The sequence below is a fragment of the Sinomonas halotolerans genome, assembly GCF_039615075.1.
Classification (GTDB): domain Bacteria; phylum Actinomycetota; class Actinomycetes; order Actinomycetales; family Micrococcaceae; genus Sinomonas; species Sinomonas halotolerans.
This window is the reverse complement of sequence record NZ_JBDFRB010000001.1, coordinates 132,954-151,554: the sequence shown is the minus strand read 5'-3', so window position 1 is coordinate 151,554 and position 18,601 is coordinate 132,954. Positions and strand designations below refer to the sequence as shown.

The following is an 18,601-nucleotide window of genomic DNA, read 5'->3' as shown; positions in this document are numbered from 1 at the left end:
GGGTCCAATAGCCCTGTCGGCCCGTCGCACGGCATGCCTACCGTGGAGCGACGGACGTCATAGCTCATGAGGAGCCGGGCCATGGAAATCTCACGCAGGCGGCTGATCCAGGCAGGCTTCGCGGCGGCGGGCACCGCGGCGCTCGTGCCCCCGCTGACGGCCCAGAGAGCCCAGAGAGCACAGGCGGCGGTACCGCTCGGCCTCACTCCCTTCACCGAGGCCCTCGCCGTGCCCGGCATCCTCGACATGCGAGGCGGCGGCCTGGCGGAGCTGACCATGCGCAACGCGCAGCACCGCTTCCACCCTGGCCTCGGCCCCACGAGCACGCTGAGCTACCAGCACGCGTCCCTGCCGATGACGTACCTGGGCCCGGTCATCGTCGCGCAGAAGGGGCAGCCCTTCACCCTCCGGGTCCACAACGAGCTCGGCCCGCACCCGCTCGCGTTCGCCGTCGACGACGGGCTCGTCCCGCCGGGCTCCGCGGACCGCACGGCGCCGCGCGCCTCCCTCCACCTCCACGGGGGCAACACCCGCTCGGACTCGGATGGGGGGCCGACGGACACGTTCCTGCCCGGCCAGTCCTACGACTACCACTACGACAACCATCAGGACGCCGCGGGGCTCTGGTACCACGACCACGCGCTCGGCATCACCCGGCTCAACGTGTACGCGGGGCTCGCCTCGGGCTACCTGCTCCGCGACGCCCCGGGCTCCGGGATCGACACCGGCGACGGCGTGCACCTGCCCGCCAGCCCGTTCGAGGTTCCGCTCATCATCCAGGACCGCGTGTTCGCCGAGGACGGCTCGTTCGCCTATCCGCCCAACCCGGACCTCGACCGGCCCTGGTCGCCCGAGTTCTTCGGCGACGTCGCGACGGTGAACGGCACGGCGTGGCCGACGCTCGACGTCGCCCGGGGCAAGTACCGCTTCCGCGTCTACAACGGCTCGAACGCCCGCTTCTACCTCCTGAGGTTCTCCCACGGTGGGGAGTCGCTGCCCTTCGAGCAGATCGGCACGGACGGCGGGCTCCTCGACGCGCCCGTGCGGTTCACGAGGCTCGTGCTGGGGCCCGGCGAGCGCGCGGACATCGTCGTCGACTTCTCCCTCCTCGCGGCGGGGAGCGCCGTCGTCCTCGCCAACTCGGCCCGGTCGCCGTTCCCCGACGGCCCGGTCGCCGTCCGCCGAGGCGGCATGCCGCTCCCCCAGATCATGCAGTTCAGGGTCACCTCGGCTCCCGGGTTCACGGCCCCCATCCCTGTGCAGCTGCGGCCGACGCCGATGACACGCCTCGCGCACGTCGCTGCCGGCCTCGAGGACCTCACCGTGCGGCCCATGGCGCTCGTCGAAGTCGTCGACGAGGACGACGTGCCGATCACTGCGCTCCTGAACAACCGGCACTTCGCGGACCCCTATCCGACGGTGGTCGCCAAGGACTCGCTCGAGCTCTGGGAACTCGTGAACACCACCGGCGACGCCCACCCGATCCACCTGCACTTCGTCCAGTTCCAAGTGCTGGACAGGCAGCGGCTGCACGTGGACCGCTACATCGAGGCCACCGACTTCGCCGACCCCGAGACCGGCCTCGTCGTCCCGGGGCGGGGTGCGGCGGTCTCGCCCGAGCCCTTCCTCATCGGCCGCCCGTCCCCGCCGCCGGAGCGGGGCTGGAAGGACACCATCGTGGCGATGCCCGGGGAGGTCACCCGCATCCTCGTGCCCTTCGGCGCGGGCGCGGCGGGCGGGGCGCCGCTCGCGATGGGCTCGTCATTCACCGGGCCCTACGTCTGGCACTGCCACATCCTCGAGCACGAGGACAACGACATGATGCGGCCGTACGTCATCGAAGCCTGAGCTGGCCCGCCAAGGCCTGGTCCCGATTCGCCAGGGCTGATGTTGCACGGAGTGCAAGTTTGCACCTAGTGTAATGCTGTGACCCCTGAGACCCTCTCCCGCCGCGAGCAGAACAAGGCCGCGACGCGGGACGCCATCGTCTCGGCCGTCCTCTCCCTGGCCCGCGAGCGCGGACTCGGGGGGTTCACGGTCGAGGACATCGCCGATTCGGCCGGCGTCTCCCGCCGGACCTTCTTCAACTACTTCACGAGCCCCGAGGAGGCCATCGCGGCCCCGACCTTCGGGTTCCTGGACCGCGCCCTCGAGCAGCTCCGGGACCGGCCCCCCGGCGAGCCCCTCCTCGAATCGGCGCTCACCGTCATCCTGGGCCTCGCGGACAACGAGCTCATCGCCCCCATGGCCGAGTCGTTCCTCGTGGCACACGGCCACGACCCCGTCACCCGCTACCAGCTCCAGGCGTTCGAGGAGTGCGGCGAGAAGATCGTCGCCGCGATCCGCGAGCGCGACGAGGCGGGAACCCTCGACGACCTCTACGTCCAGGCCCTCGCCGGGAGCGTCATCTCCTGCGGGAAGGCCGCCCTCGAGGTCTGGCTCGCGGAGGCGAGAGGCGACCTCTCGCCGTCGTCCCTCACCCGCCTCCGGGAGCTGCTGACCGCAGCCATCACCCACCTCAAGGCCGGGTTCGCGCAGTAGCCCCCGGCCCCGCCGCCCGTCCCCCTCCAGACTCCTCCGTCAAGACTCCTCCCTCCACACTCCGTCCCTCTCGCAGAAGGATTCCCATGGCTACCCTCCTCTACCGCCTCGGCCGCTTCGCCTACGACCGCCGTGGGCTCGTCCTCGCCCTCTGGCTCGTGGTCATCGCGGCCGTGGGCGGCTCGGCTGCCGCGTTCCACGGCACCATGACGAACAACTTCCAGATCCCCGGCACCGAGACCCAGCGCGTGCTGGACAAGCTCAAGGCGGACCTGCCGGCGGCGGCCGGCGGCAACGCGAGCATCGTCTTCGAGGCCCAGGACGGCTCCTTCACCGATGCCCAGAAGGACGCCGTGGGGGGTGCCCTGGAGCGGATCGGGGACCTCGAGGACGTCCAGGCGGTCGTGGACCCCTTCGATCGCCAGGACCAGCTCGACGGCGCCTCGGACAGGATCGCCGCGGGGAAGCAGGAGATCGCCGCGAACGAGGCCCGGCTGGCGGCCGGCGAGTCGAAGCTCGCCGCGGCGAAGGCGGAGCTCGACGCCAACCGCGACCGGCTCGACGCCGGGCAGGCCCAGCTCGACGCCCAGAAGCAGGCGCTCGCCGCCCAGGGCCTCCCCGAGGCCGCGGTCGCCCAGGCCACCGCGGCCGCGCAGGCGCAGATCGACGCCGGCCGCGCGCAGCTCGAGGCGGGCCAGGCCCGCTACGACGCCGGGCGCAAGGAGGCGGACGAGGGCGCCGCGAAGCTCGCCGACGGCAAGGCCGATCTCGCCCTCGGCGAGCGCGAGGCCCAGTCCGCGGAAGGGCTCCGCTTCGTCTCCGACGACGGACATGCCGCCATCGCGTCGATCCAGTTCACCAAGTCCACCGATGCGCTCCCCGTGGCGCTGCGCGAGGAGATCCAGAGCCTCGCCGGCTCTGTCCCGGGCGTCGAGGCGCACGCGAGCAAGGAGCTGACCCAGGACATCTCCTCGATCTTCGGCGCCGCCGAGGCCATCGGCGTCACGGTCGCCGCGCTCGTGCTCATCGTCATGCTCGGAACACTCGTCGCGGCAGGCCTCCCGCTGCTCATGGCCCTCGCCGGCGTGGCAGTGGGAGTGGGCGGCACCTTCGCCCTCACGTCGATGGTCCAGATGAGCTCCGTGACCCCGATGCTGGGCCTCATGCTCGGCCTCGCGGTCGGGATCGACTACTCGCTGTTCATCGTCAACCGGCACCGGAACCAGCTCCTGCACGGCATGGACCCGCGGGAATCGGTGGCCCTTGCCACTGGCACCTCGGGCAACGCGGTGGTCTTCGCCGGCATGACCGTGGTGATCGCCCTCGCGGCGCTCGTGGTCCCCGGCCTGCCGTTCCTGGCAGTCATGGGCCTCTCGGCCGCCGCGACCGTGACCGTCGCCGTGCTCGTCGCCATCACCCTCCTCCCGGCCGTGCTCGGCTTCGCGGGACGCCGGATCATCTCCAGGCGCCGGTGGGCGGAGGCCGCCAGGCAGAACACAGCGGAGAACGCCCGGGCGGGGCACGAGGAAGAGGAGGAGCGCGCAGACATCGCTGCGTCCAACCGTGGCTGGGGCGCGTGGGTCACCCGGCACCCCTGGGTCTCCGTGGCCGCCTCGGTCGTGCTGCTCGGTGCCCTCGCGGTCCCCGCCGCCTCACTCCGGCTCGCACTGCCCGACGGCGGATCCGAGCCGGTCGAGTCAAGCGCCTACCAGGCCTACTCGGCCACGGGCACCTACTTCGGCCAAGGCATGACCGGCCCGATCGTCGTCGTCGGAGAGCTCCCCGCGGGCCTCGACGAGGCGGCCGCGAAGGCCAAGCAGCTCGACATCGCGGACGAGCTCCGGGACGTCCCCGGGGTCGTCGCGGCCGTGCCGAGCGCCCTGAGCGAGGACCGCCGCACCGCCGTCTTCCAGGTCATCCCCACGGACGGCCCCGCGAGCGCCAGCACGGTCCAGGCCGTCCACGACCTGCGCGCCAAGGGCGCCCAGATCCGGGAGGACACGGGCGCCACGATCGGCCTCACGGGCCAGACGGCGGCGAACGTGGACATCTCGGCGAAGCTCGCCGATGCCCTCCCGCCCTACCTGGCGATCGTCGTCGGCCTCTCCCTGCTCCTCCTCATGCTCGTGTTCCGTTCCCTCCTCGTCCCGCTGCTCGCGACCGGCGGCTTCCTGCTCTCCCTCGGCGCAGCGTTCGGCGCGATCGTCGCGGTGTACCAGTGGGGCTGGCTGGGACCGGTCTTCGACGTGACGCACCCGGGCGCGGTGCTGAGCTTCCTGCCGATCCTGCTGATCGGCATCCTGTTCGGGCTCGCGATGGACTACCAGGTGTTCATCACCTCCGGCATGCGCGAGTCCTACGTGCACGGCCAGGAGGCGCACCTCGCGGTCCGCACGGGCTTCCACCACGCGGCCCGCGTCATCACGGCCGCGGCGATCATCATGGTGAGCGTCTTCGCGGGCTTCATCTTCAGCCACCTGACGATGGTCCGGCCGCTCGGGTTCGGGCTCGCGCTCGGCGTGCTCCTGGACGCGTTCGTGGTGCGCATGACCCTCGTGCCCGCCGTCATGCGCCTGCTCGGGCGGGGCGCGTGGTGGCTTCCGGCCTGGCTCGAGAGGCTCCTCCCGGACCTGGACATCGAGGGCGCCCAGCTCGAGCGCACGACGGCGGGCCCCCGCCACCGCGTCGAAGGCGAGCCGGAGGCGCTGGCCCGGTAGGCGGGGCAGCCGCGTGGGCTGGTGGGGCCGCCTTGAGCACGGCCCGGGGCGGATCTATCCTGACGGCATCGAGGACTGATCCGGCCCGAGGAGCCCTATGCCCGGTACCCTCGGCCTCGCGCGTTCGGCGTTCCGCGGGCGGCAGTGGCGCGACGCTGCCGCGGGCTTCGAGCGCGCCGCCTCGGAGCTGGCCACCTCCGGCGACGCGCTCTCCCCCGCGGACCTGGACGCGCTGGGCCGCTCCTACGCCCTCATGGGCAGGATCGACGACGCGGCGGCCGCCCTCGCCCGCGCCCACGAGGGCCACGCCGCACGAGGGGACCTCCTCGCCGCGGCCGACACGGCGGGCTGGCTCACCCTCTTCCTCGCGACGCACGGGCGCCATTCGGCGGCCGCGGGCTGGTCCGCGCGCACCAACCAGATCCTGGACCGGCTCGACGGGCCGACGCCGCAGCACGTCCTCGGAATGCTTCCCACGGCCATCATGAGGCTCTACACCGAGGGCGGAGGCGCTGCGGAGCCCGCGCTCCAGCGCGCGGTGGCGCTTGCGGAGCCCCTCGGGGACGACGAGATCCTCGCGATCGCCCGACTCGGCCTGAGCCATGCGTGGGTCGGGATGGGGAGGTTCGACGATGCGCTGCGCCTCCTCGACGACGTCATCGCCGTCGCGCTGGCCAATCTGGCCGGCCCCGTGGCATCGGGCGTCCTCTTCTGCGGGGCGATCGAGATCTGCGAGCTCGCCCTGGACCTGTCCCGCGCCCGCGAATGGACGCGCGCCCTGGACCACTGGTGCGGAGCCCAGCCCTCGCTCATCAGCTTCACCGGCGAGTGCGAGATGCACCGCTCGTTCTTCTACCAGCTCCACGGCGAGTGGGACGAGGCGCTCGAGACCGCCCGCGCCGCCCAGGCGCTCTACCAGCAGGGCAATGTCAACGCGGGCTTCGGCGGGTTCTACGCCGAGGCGGAGATCTGCCGCCTGCGCGGTGACGCCCCGGGTGCCGAGGCCGCGTACGCGCGGGCCCACGCGTGCGGGTGGGACCCGCTGCCCGGGCTCGCGCTCCTGCGCCTCGACCAGGGCCGCCCGGCCGAGGCCCAGGAGCTCCTGCGCGGGACGGCGATCCGCACCAACGACGCCTACGCCCGCGCCCTCCTGCCCGCCGTCGTCGAGGTCGAGCTCGCCGCCGGCGATCCTGCCGCCGCGCGCGACGCCGCCCGGGAGCTCGCGGAGGTCGCGGCCTCCCACGCCACTCCGTGGTCGCTCGCCCTCGCGGCCGCGGCCCGGGCGCGGGTACTCGAGCACGACGACGCCGCTGCCGCCCACGAGTCCGCCCGGCGCGCCTTCGCGCTCTGGTCCGAGATCGGCGGCGTGTACGAGGCGGCCCGCTGCCTCGCGCTGCAGGCCAGGATCTGCCTCGCGCTGGGCGAGACTGCCCGCGCGGGCGCGGCATTCGCCTCGGCCCGGGCGGTGTTCGAAGGGCTGGGTGCGGGACCGGCCCTCGCCGAGCTCGCCGCGCTGGGGCTTCCCGAGCGGCCGGCGGACGGGGCCGCCCCCGCCGGCCGCACGCCGTCGTCCGTCCCCGCCCCCGGGGCCCTCAGCCCGCGCGAGCTCGAGGTCCTGCGGTACATGAGCGCGGGGCTGTCCAACCGCGAACTGGGCCGCAGGCTCTTTGTGAGCGAGCGGACCATCGCGCGGCACGTCGGCAGCATCCTGGCCAAGCTCGGGGTGGCCTCACGGACCGCGGCGGCGGCCTACGCCTACGAGCACGGACTCGCGTCTGGTCAGAACTGACCACGCCCTTTCGCGGAAGAGGGTCAATACTGCCGATGCCGCGGCCGGGCCGCAGTCCTACCGTGGAGCCATGGATGCTGCACTGATCGCCGGCATGGCCTCGACCGCACTGTTCGCGGCCGGCAACCTGCCCATGCTCGCCAAGGCGGCACGGACCCATGACCTGTCCTCGTACAGCCCCGCGTTCCTCGTGATCGCGAACCTCGGCAATGCCATCCACACGGTCTACGTCCTGAGCCTCCCGCCCGGCCCGATCTGGGCGCTGCACGCGTTCTACGCCCTCGCCATGGCGCTCATGCTCGCGTGGTACATCCGCTTCGCCCGCAAGCCCCGGGCCGCAGCACCGGAAGGAGTCCAGCAATGAACCCGAGGTACCTGGCCCGCCACATCCGGGCAGCCCGGCGCTAGGCTGGGCCGCGTGACCGACCACGCTGCCCCGAGCCACCGCACGGCCCCGACCGTCCATGCCGCCCAGCAGGGCCCGCCCGAGCTCATCCTCGCCTCGAAGTCCCCGGCGCGCACCAAGCTCCTCGAGGAGGCCGGCATCCCGCACCGGGTCCTCGTCTCGGATGTGGACGAGGAGGCCGTCGCCGCGGCGCATCCCGGCGCGAGCCCGTCGGACACCGCCCTCCTGCTGGCCCGCGCCAAGGCCGAGGCCGTGGCGGCGCTCCCCGCCGCCACGGGCGCGCTGGTGCTGGGGTGCGATTCGGTCTTCGAGTTCGACGGCGAGGCGCACGGCAAGCCGTACACCGCCGAGGTCGCGCGGGAGCGGCTCGCGGTGATGAGCGGGCGCGCCGGCGTGCTGCACACGGGGCACTGGCTTGTGGACCGGCGCGCCGGGGCGCACAGTGCGGCAACGGCTGACGGAGGGGCCGCAGCGCACGACGCCGTCCTGCCGCCCGGCGCGGGCGCCCTCGCCTCGGCGTCAGTCGAGCTGGCGCACATGAGCGCCGAGGAGATCGAGGCGTACGTCGCCACGGGCGAGCCGCTGCACTGCGCGGGCTCCTTCACGATCGACGGCCTGGGCGGGGCGTTCCTGGCCCGGGTCGACGGCGACCCGCACGCCGTGGTCGGCCTCTCGGTCTCCACGCTGCGGACCCTGCTGGCCGGCGCGGGGGTGAGGCTCACGGACTGGTGGGCCGCCGCCGTCGTGCGCTGACCAGCACGCGTTTGTACGAACCCTACAAATAAAACGGTCCTGCGGCGCGGATACCGCCACCTGTATGGGCGATCCCACCAAGGGGACGCTAGGCTGCGGGCAGTAGAGAACGGAGTCGCCTTGTCCCCCACTGCCGCCAGCCACCCCATCACGAAGGTCCTCATCGCCAACCGCGGCGAGATCGCCGTGCGCGTCATCCGAGCCGCCCGTGACGAGGGCATCGCCTCCGTCGCCGTGTACGCCGAGCCGGACCGCGACGCTCTGCACGTGCGCCTCGCGGACGAGGCCTTCGCGCTCGGCGGCTCCACCGCGGCCGAGTCCTACCTCGTCATGGACAAGGTCCTGGACGCGGCCCGGGCCTCCGGCGCGGACGCCGTGCACCCCGGCTACGGGTTCCTGTCCGAGAACGCCGAGTTCGCCCAGCGCGTCATGGACGCCGGGCTCACGTGGATCGGCCCCTCGCCCGAGGCGATCGCGGCGCTCGGGGACAAGGTCCGGGCACGCCACATCGCCGAGAAGGTCGGCGCCCCGCTCGTGCCGGGCACCGCGGACCCGGTGGGATCGGCCGAGGAGGTCCTCGCCTTCGCCCGCGAGTTCGGCCTGCCCGTGGCCATCAAGGCCGCGTACGGCGGCGGCGGGCGCGGCATCAAGGTCGCGCGCACGCTCGAGGAGATCCCCGAGCTGTACGAGTCGGCGGTGCGCGAGGCCACGGCGGCGTTCGGCCGCGGCGAGTGCTTCATCGAGCGCTTCCTCGACTCCCCCCGCCATGTGGAGACCCAGTGCCTCGCGGACGCGCACGGCAGCGTCGTCGTCGTCTCCACCCGCGACTGCTCCCTGCAGCGGCGCAACCAGAAGCTCGTCGAGGAGGCGCCCGCGCCGTTCCTCACGGACGAGCAGAACAAGCGGCTCTACGAGTCCTCCAAGGCGATCCTCAAGGAGGCCGGGTACCTCGGCGCGGGGACGTGCGAGTTCCTCGTGGGGCAGGACGGCGTCATCAGCTTCCTCGAGGTCAATACCCGCCTCCAGGTGGAGCACTGCGTGTCCGAGGAGGTCACGGGCATCGACCTCGTGCGCGAGCAGTTCCGGCTCGCCCGCGGCGAGGCGCTCGGCTACGACGATCCCGAAGTGCGCGGCCACTCCATCGAGTTCCGCATCAACGGCGAGGACCCGGGCCGCAACTTCATGCCCGCGCCCGGCACGGTGGAGACGCTGCGCTACCCCACGGGCCCGGGAGTCCGCGTGGACTCCGGGATCGAGGCCGGAGAGGTCATCTCGGGCAGCTTCGACTCGATGCTCGCCAAGCTCATCGTCACCGGCCGCGACCGCGGCCAGGCCCTCGAGCGGTCACGCCGGGCCCTCGACGAGCTCACGATCACCGGGATGCCCACCGTGGTCCCGTTCCACGCCGCAGTGGTCCGCGATCCGGCGTTCGCGCCGGCCGAGGGGGCGTTCGGCGTGCACACGCGCTGGATCGAGACGGAGTTCGAGAACACGCTCGCCCCGTACGCGCACCCGGCGTCCCCTGCTGGCGCGGACGACGCCGGCGAGCGCCAGAGCGTGGTCGTCGAGGTGGGCGGCAAGCGCCTCGAGGTGACGATCCCCGCAGGGCTCGCCATCGGCGGCGGCAAGGCGGCGAAGGGCAAGGCGAAGAAGGCGCGCGCCGTGCGCGGTGGTGCTTCCGCCGGCGCGGCAGGCGGGGACGCGCTCACGGCGCCCATGCAGGGCACGATCGTCAAGGTGGCCGTCGCGGACGGGGACGTGGTCGCGGAAGGCGATCTCGTCGTCGTGCTCGAGGCGATGAAGATGGAGCAGCCCCTCACCGCGCACCGCGCCGGCACCGTGCGCGGCCTGGCCGCCGAGGCGGGCCAGACCGTCTCCGCGGGCGCCGTCATCGCGACGATCGAGGACTGACCCGCAGGGACCCCGCACCAAGCGGGACGGGACCCCACAGCGGACAGGACGGGACCCCACAACGGAGAGAATCCGTTGCGGGGTCCCGTCCCCCCCACTTGCGGGGTCTCGTCCCCGTTGTTGTGGGGTCTCGTCCCCTTGGCGGAGGCCCTACTCGTCGTGGACGGTCACGTTGCCCCAAAGGTCAACGGCCGTGTTCTCCCAGACTGTCGTTCCCGCGCCGTCCTTGATGACCACGTGCACGGTGTCCGCCGGGCCCTTCTTGGCGGAGTTGCCGTTCCGGTTGTCCTCGAGCGTGGCCGTGAACGTGTAGCCGTCGACGCCGTCGAGCCTGCCCTCGCCGCTCCAGACCGCCGTGGAACCGGTCACGGACAGGGCGTTGACGCTGTAGCCGTGGAACTTCGTCCCCGTGCGGTGGTCATTGACCTGGAGGTTGCCGCGCAGGCCTTGGTCGTCGCGGATCACCTGCGTCCCGAGTGTCACCTTCCCATCCGCCTGTGCGATGGAGCCGCCGCCGGTCACCTTGGCGTCCCCAGCGGGCGGTGTGGTGCTGAACGAGCCGGCCTTGAGGAACACTCCGCTGTCCAGGATGGAGTCCGAGCCGTCGGCGATGGCGAGCTTGATGTGGTTCGGCACCCCCGTGTTCACGGGTGCCATGAACGTCAGGACCGTCGTGAGGCCGTCGTACTCGACGTTGAGCGTTCCGGGATTGTCCACGTACAGGGCCGCGTTCTTCCCGGGGTTGATGTTGTTGATCGTGATCGGCTCGAGGACGCCGGCGTTGTCGACGAGCGCGTAGTTGACCCCGTTGACGAAGAAGGCGAAGGAGTCGTTGAAGGACGAGTTGACGAACTCCAGGTACTCCTCGGAGGCGAACACGTACTCGAAGTAGACGGTGTCGGCGTTCGGCGTGAAGTCGAATTCGAGGACGCTGGCGTCATGGGTTGCCACGCCGGAGAGGGCCGTCAGGTCGGCGTCGCCGGCCGCGCCGTTCGCGGTCGTGGTGTTCCCAGCGTCATTGGGCCCGAGGGCGCCCGCCGCGGAGCCGGTCGTGAGGATGACGCCAGTGTCGAACCCGACGGTCGTGGCTCCGCCGGCGAACGTGCCGGACGCTCCCGGCGCGCCGGTGTAGACGATGTTGGCGGCCGTGATCCCCGGGCCGAGGAGGGTCGCGGCGAGGTCCCCCGCCGTGAGAGTGGTGAGATCCGTCGTTGACGTGACGGCGTGGGCCGGGAGGGCTGTCAGGGTGAGTGCGGCGGCCGCGCAGGCGACGGCGGCGCGGCGAAGGGCGTGCTGGTGCATGGGAGTTCTCCGGTGAGAGTGCGGCATGTTGTTCCATGTCGACGCCGCGGACCAGGCCGGGCGTCATCCTGCCGTGGCGTTCCACGGCACGCACGAGAAGGATTCGTGGCGGCGCCTGTCCCGCGCCGCTGGTCCCCCGCCGCCCTCCGAAAGGGCGGCCACCCCGAATATAACCATCGAATTGATTAATAGCAATGCCCTGACCCGCAAAACGGGAGCGGCCCCGCATCCGGATCAGGATGCGGGGCCGCTGCGAGGGCGTGGGGGTCAGGCGGAGACGTTCGCCTCGAACTCCCGGTCCCTCGTCTCCTTGGTCAGCAGGAGCGCCACGATCGTGAGGACGGCCGCGACGGCGAGGTAGACCCCGACCCAGACGGTGCTGCCCTTGCCCGCCTGCCAGAGGGCGATCGCCACGAACGAGGCCGGCGCCGCGCCGATCACCGAGGAGAGGTTGTACGCGACAGCCGAGCCCGTGTACCGGACGTTCGCCGGGAACAGCTCGGGCAGGATCGCCGCCATCGGCCCGAAAGTGAGGCCCATGAGGGTGAAGCCGACGATGAGGCCGACCAGGGCCGCACCCTTGCCCGGGCCGAACATGAGGCCCCATGTGAGGCCGAACACGAGGATTCCGGACGTGACCCAGAGGAGGAACTTCCGGCGGCCGTACTTCTCGGCGAGCGGGCCGGAGACCGCGGTGAAGATGCCGAAGAACACCACGCCGAGGATGAGCATCCAGAGGAACTCGCTGCGGTCGATGCCCAGACCGGGGACGAAGGCGGCCTCGTTGAACGGCTTGCCCGCCTTCTCCGCGGCGGCGCGGGCAGCCTCGACACTGTTGGTGGCGGTGCCGTAGGTGAGGGTGAAGCTCGTGGTCAGGTAGAAGAGCACGTAGGTGGCGAGCATGATGAACGTCCCGGCGACCACCGCGCGCCAGTGGTGCTTGAACGTCGCGGCCAGCGGGAGCTTCGCGACCTTGTCCTCCTGGACCACCTTCTGGAAGGACGCGCTCTCCACGAGCTTGAGGCGCACGTAGAGGCCCACGGCCACCATGACGATGCTCGCGAGGAACGGGATGCGCCAGCCGTAGGCCATGAACTGCTCGGGCGTCATGGTCATGTTGAGGACCACGAACAGCACGTTGGCGAGGATGAAGCCGATCGGGGCCCCGAGCTGCGGGAACGTCCCCCACACGGCGCGCTTGTTCGCGGGCGCGTTCTCGGTGGCCAGCAGCGCGGCGCCTGACCACTCGCCGCCGAGCGCGAGGCCCTGGCAGAAGCGCAGGACGACGAGGAGCAGCGGCGCGAGGACGAGCCAGCCGGCGGTGGTGGCCGGCGGGAGGAGGCCGATGAAGAAGGTGGCGAGGCCCATGGTCAGCAGCGACGCCACGAGCGTGCCCTTGCGGCCCAGCCGGTCGCCGAAGTGCCCGAAGAGGACCGAGCCGACGGGACGGGCAATGAAGGCGACGCCGAAGATCGCGAACGAGGACAGGATCGCGTTGATGTCCGAGGCGTTCGGGAAGAAGAGCTTCGGGAACACGAGGACCGAGGCTGTCGCGTACGCGTAGAAGTCGAAGAACTCGATGGTGGTGCCGATGAGGCTCGAGAAGATGACGCGGCCACGGGTGTTGGCCGACTTCCCTGAAGCCGGCTGTGTCACCGCTGGTGAGGTGGACATGACGATTCGCCTTCGCAGAAGGGGCCGCTCATTGACATCGGCCCGGAACGTGGGTACGCGCAATCCTAGTCACGGGCATTCCGCCCATCGGACATCAAGTCCACATTGTGAGACATCGGCTCTGCTTCCCAGCAGGCGGTCCTGCGCTCACCCGCACCCCCGCACGGTGAGAGGGAGATGTCACAGCGTTGTTACACCTCATGCCGCTCGGTGAAACGCACCGTTCCTAGCGTAGGAAGTGATCCCCCACCCCCTTCCTTCCAGGAGGAACAGTGAGCACAGAATCGACGGACGCACCCACCGTGGGCGCCACCCACCCCCAGACAGGCTCGGCCCCGAGCATCCGCCTCTCCACCAGGCGCGGCCGCTGGATCGAGCACTGGAATCCCGAGGACACCCGGCAGTGGGAGACCGAGGGCCGTGCGATCGCCGGCCGCAACCTGCGCTGGTCGATCTTCGCCGAGTTCCTCGGCTTCGTCGTGTGGCAGCTGTGGTCCATCGTGGTGGTCCAGCTCCCGGGCGCAGGCTTCACCCTGAGCACCTCCGAGACGTTCTGGCTGATCTCGATGCCGGCCCTCGTCGGCGCAACCCTCCGCATCCCCTACACCTTCATGGTGCCGCGGTTCGGCGGCCGCAACTGGACGATCGTCTCGGCCCTGCTGCTGCTCGTCCCCGCGATCGGGCTCGCCGTGTGCGTCTCGAATCCGGCCACGCCGTTCTGGGCCCTCCTCGCGGTGGCCGCGCTCGCGGGCGTCGGCGGCGGCAACTTCGCGAGCTCGATGGCGAACATCACCTTCTTCTACCCGGCCCGCGAGAAGGGCTGGGCGCTCGGGCTCAACGCTGCCGGCGGGAACCTGGGCGCAGCGGTGGCCCAGCTCGTGGTCCCGGTCGCGGTCAGCATCACCGCGGTGCTCGTGACCGGCACGAGCCTCGCCGTCGCGGGCCTCATCTGGGTTCCGCTCATCCTCCTCGCGGCGTTCGGGGCCTGGAAGAACATGGACAACCTCGCCAATGCCAAGGGCGACCTCGCCGGCTCGATCGCGGCGCTCAAGGAGCCGCACCTGTGGGTCATGGCGTTCCTCTACATCGGCACCTTCGGCTCCTTCATCGGCTTCTCGGGGGTGTTCCCGAAGCTCATCAAGGACATGTTCCCCGAGTTCTCCTCCTTCCAGATCGGCGCGGCCGCACTCTCCCTCGCCTTCCTCGGCCCTCTCGTGGGCTCGCTGGCCCGCCCGTACGGCGGCCGCATCGCGGACCGGTTCGGCGGCGCCCGCATGACCGTCGCGGCGTTCGCCACGATGGCGGTCATCACCCTGACGCTCATCGCCACCCTGCCCCTGAAGAACTTCTGGCTCTTCCTGGCCCTGTTCCTGGCGCTCTTCACCGCGAGCGGCTTCGGCAACGGCACCACGTACCGCATGATCCCGGTGATCTTCGGCACCGCCAGCCGCGCTGCCCGCGCCGGCGCCGAGCCGGCCCAGACCGCCCGCCTCGCCTCGGCCGCCCTGGGCCTCATCTCGGCGATCGGCGCCTACGGAGGGTTCCTCATCCCCCAGCTGCTCGGCGCCTCGAGCACCGCTACCGGCTCCTACGTCCCAGCGTTCTTCGGCTTCGTGGCCGCGTACGTCCTCATGCTCGGCGTGACCGCCTTCTGCTACCTCCGCAAGGGCAGCCTCGTCGCCACAACGAAGGCCTGACACATGAGCTCCGCGCCCGCCCCGGCAGTCTCCACCGCCGGCACCGCATCCCGGCCTACCGCCACGCACTGCCCGTACTGCGCGCTCCAGTGCGCGATGTCGCTCGCTCCCGCTCCGGCGGGGGCGGGCGGCCCCGCGTCCGGCGCGCAGCCCGAGGTCGCGGGCCGCGAGTTCCCCACCAACCGCGGCGGACTGTGCCGCAAGGGCTGGACCTCGGCGGAGCTCCTGGCGCATCCGGATCGCGTCACGGAGCCCCTCCTCCGCTCGGACGACGGCGTGCTCCGCCCCGTCCCGTGGGACGTCGCCCTCGAGCGGGCGGCGGCGGAGGTCCGCACCGCCCAGGAGCGGTACGGGAAGGACGCGGTAGGCGTGTTCGGCGGGGGCGGGCTGACCAACGAGAAGGCCTACCTCCTGGGCAAGTTCGCCCGGCTCGCGCTCGGCACATCCCGGATCGACTACAACGGCAGGTTCTGCATGTCCTCCGCCGCGGCCGCGGGCAATCGCGCGTTCGGGATCGACCGTGGCCTGCCCTTCCCCGTGACGGACCTCGGCACGGCGGACACGGTCCTCCTCCTGGGCTCGAACGTGGCCGAGACCATGCCGCCGTTCGTCCAGCACCTCGCCGGCGCGCGGGCGGGGGGCGGCCTGATCGTCGTCGACCCCCGCCGCTCCGCCACCGCCGAGCTCACGGCGGACGGTGCGGGCACGCACCTGCAGCCGGCCCCGCACACGGACCTCATCCTCCTGCTGGGCCTCGCGCACATCGTGATCAACGACGGCCTGCTCGCGCACTCCTACGTCGCCGAGCGCACCGCGGGCCTCGAGGCCGTGATCCGTTCCGTGGCCCCGTGGTGGCCCGAACGGGTGCAGGCGGCCACCGGCGTCCCGGCGCACGTGCTGCGGGAGGCCGCCGAGCGGCTCGCCTCCTCGGCCCGCACGGGCTCCTGCTACATCCTCACCGGCCGCGGGATCGAGCAGCACGCGGACGGCACGGACACCGTCACTGCGGCGATCAACCTCGCCCTCCTGCTGGGACTTCCGGGCTCCGAGCGCGGCGGCTACGGCACGCTCACGGGCCAGGGCAACGGCCAGGGCGGGCGCGAGCACGGGCAGAAGTCGGACCAGCTCCCCGGCTACCGCAAGATCACCGACCCCGCCGCCCGCGAGCACGTCGCACGGGTGTGGGGCGTGCCCGAGGCGGCGATCCCCGGCCCGGGCGTTCCCGCCGTCGAACTCCTCGCCTCGCTGGGAAAGCCGGCCACTGCGGACGCTCCGGGCGGTGTGCGGTGCCTCTTCGTGCACGGGGCCAACGTGGTGGTCTCGGCGCCAGACGTCTCCGCCGTGCGCGAGGGGCTGCGGGCACTGGACTTCCTCGTGGTGTGCGACTTCTTCCTCTCCGAGACCGCCCGCGAGGCGGACCTCGTCCTCCCCGTCCTGCAGTGGGCCGAGGAGGAGGGGACCATGACGAACCTCGAGGGCCGGGTGCTGCGCCGGCGCCGCGCCGTCGAGGCCCCCGCCGGCGCGCGCAGCGAGCTGTGGATCATGAACCGGCTCGCGGCCCTGCTGGACGCCCCCTCGGCCTTCCCCGAGGACCCGCGCGAGGTGTTCGAGGAACTGCGGGCAGCGTCCTCCGGCGGCCTCGCGGACTACTCGGGCATCACGTACGAGCGGCTCGACGCCGGGGAGGCCCTGCACTGGCCGTGCCCCGCCGGATCCGGGGGCACGCCGCGGCTCTTCACGGACGGGTTCGCCCACCCGGACGGACGCGCGCGGCTCGTGGCAGTGCGCGCGTCCGCGCCGGCGCCGAGCGCGGGCGCCGGCGCCTTCCAGCTCGCCACCGGTCGGCTCCTCGAGCACTACCAGTCCGGCGCCCAGACGCGCCGCGTGGAGGCCCTCTCCGCCGCCCAGCCAGAGGTCAGGCTCTCCGTGCACCCTGCCGCGGCGGCAGGGCTCGGCATTGCCGACGGCGCGTGGGTCCGTGTCCGCCGCGAGCACGCGGCCCCGCAGGGGCCCCGCGGAGCGGGCACCCCGGGCGCGGCGCAGCCCGAGCCCGTGGTCCTCGCCCGAGCCGAGCTCACCGCCGGGATCCGGCCGGACACAGTGTTCCTGCCGTTCCACTTCCCGGGCCTCGGGGCAGCGAACCAGGTCACGGAGCAGCGGACGGACCCCATCTCGGGCATGCCCGAGTTCAAGACCACGCGCGTGCTCGTCGAGCCCGCTGAAGCACCGCTGGACCGCCAGGAGGCATCATGACCCGCATCGTCGTCGTCGGCTTCGGCCCCGTCGCGGCCCGCTTCGTGGACGAGCTCCGCCCGGCGGCAGCCAGCGGGCTGGTCGAGCTCACCGTCGTGGGCGAGGAGGAGCACGCCGCCTACAACCGGGTGCTCGTCGCGGACCTCGGGGTGGGCCGCACGAGCCTGGCCTCGATGAGCCTCGCCGATTCCGCCGAGCTGGCCGCTGACGGCGTGCGCGTCATCACGGGCACGCGGGCGGTGCGGCTGGACCGCTCGCGCCGCCGCGTCCTCCTCGCGGACGGCACCGCCCTCCCCTACGACCGCGTCGTCCTCGCAACCGGGGCACGCGCCGTCGTGCCCAACCTCACCGGGCTGAACCCGGACCCGCTGAACCCCGTGCTCCCCGCGGGGGTGACGGCGCTGCGGGACGTGCACGACGCCGGCCGCCTCGCCGAGGCGGTCGAGGGGCACCGCCGCATCGTGGTCCTCGGCGGCGGGGTGCTGGGACTCGAGGCCGCGCTCGCGGCGAGCGAGGAGGGAGCCACGGTCACGGTCGTCCACCACGGCGACCGGCCGCTCGGCCGCTCCATCGACCGCGCCGGCGGCGGCACCCTCGCCGCGTCCCTGCGCCGGCAGGGCGTCCGGGTGGCGGGCAACGCACGCTCCACGGGGATCGAGACGGGGCCGGACGGCGCGTTCCGGGCGCTCCTGCTCGAGGACGGCTCGGCGGTGGACGGCGATCTCCTGCTCCTCGCATGCGGGGCCCGGCCCCGGCGGGAGCTCGCCGAGGGCGGCGGACTCGCGGTCGAGGCCGGGATCCTCGTCGACCACTCGCTGCGTGCCCTGCACACCGAGCACGTCTTCGCGATCGGCGACTGCGCCCAGGTCTGCTGCGCGGACCCGATGTGCGCCGACTGCACCGAGGACGGCCGGGGCGGGGCCCCGAGCGGGCTCATCGCGCCGGGCTGGCGGCAGGCCGACTGGCTCGCCGCGCAGTTCCGCCACGAGCTCCTCGGCGAGGCGCAGCCCGCTCCCCTCGCGCCGGAGAGGCCCGGGGTGATCCTGCTCAAGGCCCGGGGGGTCAACCTCGCAGTCGCCGGTGCCGTGACCGCGGACCCGTGGGACGCGGACCCACTCGAGGACGCGTGCTCCCCCACCGCGCTCAGGGTGGCGGTGTGGGCGGACCCCGAGCACGGGGCCTACGTGAAGATGGCCACGCGGGGCGGCGTGCTTCAGGGCTTCGTGGCGCTCGGCATGCCGCGCGCGGCGGCGGAGCTGACACTGCTCTTCGAGTCCGGCGCCGAACTGCCGGCGGACCGGTCGGTCATCCTCCGCCTGGACGGGCCGGAGGCAGCCTTGGGGGCCGCCTCCGCCCCGCACGCAGGGCCCGGGGCCACCCTCTGCCGCTGCGCCGGGGTGACCCACGGCGAGGTTGCCGACTCAGTGGCCGGCGGGTGCTCGACCGTCGAGGAGGTCGCCAAGGCAACCCGTGCGGGCACCGGGTGCGGCGGCTGCAGGGACTCCGTGCGGGACCTCATCGAGGCGCACTTCGCGGCCGTGGCCGTGTGACCCCGCGG

The 18,601-nt window shown here is 72.5% G+C and carries 12 protein-coding genes; 10 read left to right on the top strand and 2 right to left on the bottom strand.

What is annotated here, in order from left to right:
* Window positions 1–81: 81 nt before the first annotated feature.
* The 7 genes from ABCQ75_RS00645 (at window position 82) to ABCQ75_RS00615 (ending at window position 10,117) form a co-directional block, all read left to right on the top strand.
* Window positions 82–1,848 carry a multicopper oxidase family protein gene (locus ABCQ75_RS00645; RefSeq protein ID WP_345882464.1) on the top strand — a complete coding sequence of 589 codons (1,767 nt, stop codon included), beginning with the start codon at window positions 82–84 and terminating at the stop codon, window positions 1,846–1,848.
* Window positions 1,849–1,926: 78 nt separating this feature from the next.
* On the top strand, window positions 1,927–2,541 hold the full coding sequence (locus ABCQ75_RS00640) for a TetR/AcrR family transcriptional regulator (RefSeq protein WP_345882463.1): 615 nt from the start codon (window positions 1,927–1,929) through the stop codon (window positions 2,539–2,541).
* 86 nt (window positions 2,542–2,627) lie between these two features.
* The gene (locus tag ABCQ75_RS00635) at window positions 2,628–5,258 is read left to right on the top strand and encodes an MMPL family transporter (RefSeq protein ID WP_345882462.1); all 2,631 of its coding nucleotides are present in this window, start codon (window positions 2,628–2,630) and stop codon (window positions 5,256–5,258) included.
* Between the two features lie 97 nt (window positions 5,259–5,355).
* The gene (locus tag ABCQ75_RS00630) at window positions 5,356–7,047 is read left to right on the top strand and encodes a helix-turn-helix transcriptional regulator (RefSeq protein WP_345882461.1); all 1,692 of its coding nucleotides are present in this window, start codon (window positions 5,356–5,358) and stop codon (window positions 7,045–7,047) included.
* Between the two features lie 70 nt (window positions 7,048–7,117).
* Window positions 7,118–7,411 (top strand): hypothetical protein, encoded by a 294-nt coding sequence (locus tag ABCQ75_RS00625; protein WP_345882460.1) that lies wholly within the window; start codon window positions 7,118–7,120, stop codon window positions 7,409–7,411.
* 129 nt (window positions 7,412–7,540) lie between these two features.
* Window positions 7,541–8,206 carry a Maf family protein gene (locus ABCQ75_RS00620; RefSeq protein WP_345882915.1) on the top strand — a complete coding sequence of 222 codons (666 nt, stop codon included), beginning with the start codon at window positions 7,541–7,543 and terminating at the stop codon, window positions 8,204–8,206.
* Between the two features lie 120 nt (window positions 8,207–8,326).
* A complete protein-coding gene (locus ABCQ75_RS00615; RefSeq protein WP_345882459.1) occupies window positions 8,327–10,117 on the top strand; it encodes an acetyl/propionyl/methylcrotonyl-CoA carboxylase subunit alpha in 1,791 nt (596 codons plus the stop codon).
* Window positions 10,118–10,267: 150 nt separating this feature from the next.
* On the opposite strand, the gene ABCQ75_RS00610 is transcribed toward ABCQ75_RS00615, so the two are convergent.
* The gene (locus ABCQ75_RS00610) at window positions 10,268–11,419 is read right to left on the bottom strand and encodes a choice-of-anchor L domain-containing protein (RefSeq protein ID WP_345882458.1); all 1,152 of its coding nucleotides are present in this window, start codon (window positions 11,417–11,419) and stop codon (window positions 10,268–10,270) included.
* Window positions 11,420–11,686: 267 nt separating this feature from the next.
* Window positions 11,687–13,093 carry an MFS transporter gene (locus ABCQ75_RS00605; protein ID WP_345882457.1) on the bottom strand — a complete coding sequence of 469 codons (1,407 nt, stop codon included), beginning with the start codon at window positions 13,091–13,093 and terminating at the stop codon, window positions 11,687–11,689.
* 302 nt (window positions 13,094–13,395) lie between these two features.
* On the opposite strand from ABCQ75_RS00605, the gene ABCQ75_RS00600 reads away from it, so the two are divergent.
* The 3 genes from ABCQ75_RS00600 to ABCQ75_RS00590 are packed head-to-tail and all read left to right on the top strand — an operon-like array spanning window position 13,396 to window position 18,593.
* Complete coding sequence (locus ABCQ75_RS00600) at window positions 13,396–14,790, top strand: MFS transporter (RefSeq protein ID WP_345882914.1); 1,395 nt, start codon at window positions 13,396–13,398, stop codon at window positions 14,788–14,790.
* 3 nt (window positions 14,791–14,793) lie between these two features.
* Window positions 14,794–17,043, top strand: a complete 2,250-nt coding sequence (locus tag ABCQ75_RS00595; RefSeq protein ID WP_345882456.1) for a molybdopterin oxidoreductase family protein — start codon at window positions 14,794–14,796, stop codon at window positions 17,041–17,043.
* On the top strand, window positions 17,037–18,593 hold the full coding sequence (locus tag ABCQ75_RS00590) for an FAD-dependent oxidoreductase (protein WP_345882913.1): 1,557 nt from the start codon (window positions 17,037–17,039) through the stop codon (window positions 18,591–18,593). Before ABCQ75_RS00595 ends, ABCQ75_RS00590 begins: the two co-directional genes overlap by 7 nt.
* Window positions 18,594–18,601 lie beyond the last annotated feature (8 nt).

Excerpts from the sequence above, each read along its gene's own strand:
- ABCQ75_RS00635 (WP_345882462.1), top strand. The coding sequence starts at position 2,628 with ATGGCTACCCTCCTCTACCGCCTCGGCCGCTTCGCCTACGACCGCCGT.
- ABCQ75_RS00605 (WP_345882457.1), bottom strand. The coding sequence starts at position 13,093 with ATGTCCACCTCACCAGCGGTGACACAGCCGGCTTCAGGGAAGTCGGCC.
- ABCQ75_RS00645 (WP_345882464.1), top strand. The coding sequence starts at position 82 with ATGGAAATCTCACGCAGGCGGCTGATCCAGGCAGGCTTCGCGGCGGCG.
- ABCQ75_RS00625 (WP_345882460.1), top strand. The coding sequence starts at position 7,118 with ATGGATGCTGCACTGATCGCCGGCATGGCCTCGACCGCACTGTTCGCG.
- ABCQ75_RS00630 (WP_345882461.1), top strand. The coding sequence starts at position 5,356 with ATGCCCGGTACCCTCGGCCTCGCGCGTTCGGCGTTCCGCGGGCGGCAG.
- ABCQ75_RS00595 (WP_345882456.1), top strand. The coding sequence starts at position 14,794 with ATGAGCTCCGCGCCCGCCCCGGCAGTCTCCACCGCCGGCACCGCATCC.
- ABCQ75_RS00610 (WP_345882458.1), bottom strand. The coding sequence starts at position 11,419 with ATGCACCAGCACGCCCTTCGCCGCGCCGCCGTCGCCTGCGCGGCCGCC.